Source organism: Neokomagataea thailandica NBRC 106555 (genome assembly GCF_001598495.1).
GTDB classification, from domain to species: Bacteria; Pseudomonadota; Alphaproteobacteria; order Acetobacterales; family Acetobacteraceae; genus Gluconobacter; species Gluconobacter thailandicus_A.
Map to the genome: position 1 here is coordinate 1 of NZ_BCZB01000054.1, position 3,316 is coordinate 3,316.

At 51.7% G+C, this 3,316-nt stretch carries 4 protein-coding genes; all 4 read right to left on the reverse strand.

What is annotated here, in order from left to right; all coding sequences use genetic code 11:
* On the reverse strand, window positions 1–1,039 hold a 1,039-nt coding region (locus tag NTH01S_RS11190; RefSeq protein ID WP_169802080.1), incomplete at its 3' end, for an ATP-dependent helicase.
* 176 nt (window positions 1,040–1,215) lie between these two features.
* Window positions 1,216–2,001, reverse strand: a complete 786-nt coding sequence (locus tag NTH01S_RS11195) for a hypothetical protein (protein WP_245642396.1) — start codon at window positions 1,999–2,001, stop codon at window positions 1,216–1,218.
* A 4-nt stretch (window positions 2,002–2,005) separates the two neighbouring features.
* Window positions 2,006–3,037 carry a tyrosine-type recombinase/integrase gene (locus tag NTH01S_RS11200; RefSeq protein ID WP_068173727.1) on the reverse strand — a complete coding sequence of 344 codons (1,032 nt, stop codon included), beginning with the start codon at window positions 3,035–3,037 and terminating at the stop codon, window positions 2,006–2,008.
* A 56-nt stretch (window positions 3,038–3,093) separates the two neighbouring features.
* The coding region (locus tag NTH01S_RS11205; RefSeq protein WP_068173729.1) for a UvrD-helicase domain-containing protein at window positions 3,094–3,316 on the reverse strand (223 nt) is incomplete at its 5' end.

Consider the following 3,316-nt stretch of genomic DNA (forward strand, 5'->3'; position numbering starts at 1 on the left):
AAGCACTGGCCGGAAAGTCACTCAAAAATGGTGACGGCGCGGTTTCCTGACCATAGCGATACCCGACCCACGTGATCACAGCCCGACGTTTCGCGCGGGTCAACGCCACATAGGCTAAACGCCGCTCTTCGCCTTGATCCGTGTTGGTCGTGCTGGGGAAAGCACCATCTTCCCAGCCCATCAAATAAACATGCTCGAACTCCAACCCCTTCGCCGCATGAATAGTGCTCAAACGCACACAGCCCAAACCTTGATCGGCTTTGGGCAATGACCCGAGCGCCGCATGATCTAAAAGCTCTTCAACGCTCTCAAACCCTTGCGCCAGATCATACAGCTCCGCCAAATTCTCAAAGGCAACCTGACCTTTCTCGCCCTCACTGCGTAGCTTCTCGGCATAGCCGGTCATCTCACACCCCATTTGCAAACGTGCCGCAAGGCGAATATCCGGATGACACTCGATCTCACGGATTGCATCCAAAAACGCACGTAATTTTTGCCCGGCTTTGCTGGTCGCTTTCTCCGTTAAGGCTTCTGCTGCGGCAAAGAGCGAAAACCCCGTCTCGGCGGCTCTCTCTTCAATCCGCGCCATGGCCTTGGGGCCAACACCGCGCGTCGGCACATTCACCACACGCCGAAACGCATCATTGGATTGCCATTCATCCGGTCGGGTACTTAACGACAAAAAGGCTAAAGCATCCTTGATCGTCGCACGCTGCCAAAAGGCCGTATCATTGACCAGTTCATAGGGAATATGCGCGCGGATAAGTTCTTCTTCGACTTTGCGTGAGAGATAATTGTAGCGATAGAGCAGCGCCATGGAATCATAAGGCATGCCCGCCATGGCACGCTGAGTGATCTGCGTCACAATCGTCTGCGCTTCATGCTCTGCGCCTGTGCAGCGGATAATATCGATAGGACGTCCCTGCCCGGATGTGGTATAAAGCTTTTTGTCCAGCCGCCCCGCATCGCGAGCAATCACGGCATTGGCCGCGTCCAAAATATGTCCCGTTGAACGAAAATTCTGTTCCAAGGCAATCATTCGGGCGCTGGGAAATTCCCGGCAGAAATTGCGGATAAACCCAATATTGGCCCCCCGCCAGCCGTTTATGTGGAATACAATTTTTCAACAAAAAACACCTTCCAAGGCAGCTTTAGGAGATACCTGACTGTCCACTTTGCGCAGCAAAAACTTAGAAACGGGTATCTCCGTCAATCTCAGGGCAGTTCACACCACGTCATCCATTCGGGATTGATATTGTCAGTTTCAGTTCCGTGACGGGGTGGATATGCCCGAAAATGGATAACCTTTGATGTTAGTCCCATCGCCGCCAAACCGTTTGACAAAATTCCAATCCGGTTGGCGACGTGATTTCCAGCGTAACACTCGCGTGTATATTCCAATATCTCTCTGTTAAAACTTTCGAGCTTTGGGTTCTCGCCTTGCAGCGCAACTGCCGCAAATATTGATGGTACCAGAGGGCGCACGGTCTGACAGACAAAGCCGACACGGGTCAGGGCCGAGAACAGTCGCTCACATTCTGTGTCAACGATCTCCGCCCCAAAAACCAAGCGGGCGACAACAGCCGTCGCGACATTGCGTTGGATTTTGTACAGGCTTCGAAAACCACAAAGAAGATAAGCTACCGCAATGATCTGCGGTACAATTCCAGCTTTTTTCAGAACAGGGCTGTTATTGATAATCTCAACCCAGAGGTCTTCACTCCAGCCCCAGTACGGTACTTCCTGACGTGCGACTTCCAAGAGTAAATACTTTAGGGCACGGTGACTGTTAGAACGATCAAGATTACTACGATACAGGATGTCTGTCAGAGGCTTGCGAAGACGTGGCGCCTGCCGTCTCGTTATAATAATATTTTCTTCTTTCCAACGCCGCACAAGTTTTAACTCGTCTTCCGATAAAGTCACCCGTCTGTCGTATTCTTCGAGATTAATGTGGAATTTGTATTTGGATGGGACGTGAGGAAGCTGAGATTCTACCACTTTTCTATCCTCCGAAGACCCTGTTACCAAGCTTCATATCCATCTGTTCGACTGAGTTTGCGATCTTGCGAAGCAGATCTTCACCGGAAAGATGGATATAGAGTGTCGTGCTTTGAACATTGCGATGCCCGGCATACGTCGCAATATCGTGTAGTCGCCAGCCAGCACGGGCCAGATGCGTCAATCTCAGATGGCGCAAAGTGTGCGTACTGAACAATGGCATATCAGCCTGGAGAGCAAGACGTCTGACAATTTTGCTCCATGACCACTTCGTAATAGGCTGCCGAAAGTTCCGATCTGACTCAGATAGAAACAGGGCCGCTGAATGGGTCGCCGCGTTGCGCCTCTGATGCAGATATACCGCCAACACAGGACAGAGCGCCGCTGAATAACAAACCACACGTGGACGGGCGCTTTTACTTGTTTCGGCCCGAATGGTGAGCAAACGTCTCGCAGGGTCGATATCCGAGACGCGCAAATTTACTAATTCTTCTCGGCGCAATGCGCCGTAATACGCCAGTGCAAACATGAGACGGTTTCTCACCGTTTCCTGTGCGACCACTTCTTGCAAGCGTCCCCATTCTGGATCGGACGGCAAATGCGGCAACAGCTTGGAACGACGTACCAAACCATATCGAAATCCGACATGTTCCGAGAATGGACCCCGTCCTGCAACAGCCTGCCCGCGCGGCACTGGGTTTCGATGGACAATCCCTTCAAAAACCAGATGGTCATACCACAGGCGAACGGCGGACAAACGCTGATGCAGCGTAGCATTGCTTACTGGCGGGCGAACGGAAAGAAGGGGAACCGCCTCCCCACGCAGATACCGTACGAATAGAGAGACCTGAGCCAAAGTCGCAGCCTCAGCCGGTATGCCTACTGCTGTGCAAAAAGACAGATACTGATCCAGACCTCTGGCGTAGGCATCAATGGTTGCGGGTGAGCGCCCGAGATTATCGAGTAGAGAGAGCCACAAGCATCCTTGCTGGTTCTCGGAAACCTGCGGATAACGTGACCAGTCTGGAACGGGCATGATACACCCTTTCTTGCTGCTACTGCATCACTCTAAATCAATGCATTCCAATTAACTTATAAAATGCTTTGCGCATCATCACCCACAACAAAGAGTTCGTGATGATCACGGGTTAAGGCTTCCAGCCAAAGATACTGACACCGGTTCGTATCCTGAAATTCATCGGCCAGAAGACACGAAAACCGTTCCGCCCAGAGCTTACGATACGACTCATCATGACGCATGGTCCAGGTCGGCCAGAACAGAAGATCCCCAAAATCCGCCTTGTTTTCATCACGT

Coding starts and splice junctions, on each gene's coding strand:
- NTH01S_RS11200 (WP_068173727.1), bottom strand. CDS start 3,037: ATGCCCGTTCCAGACTGGTCACGTTATCCGCAGGTTTCCGAGAACCAG.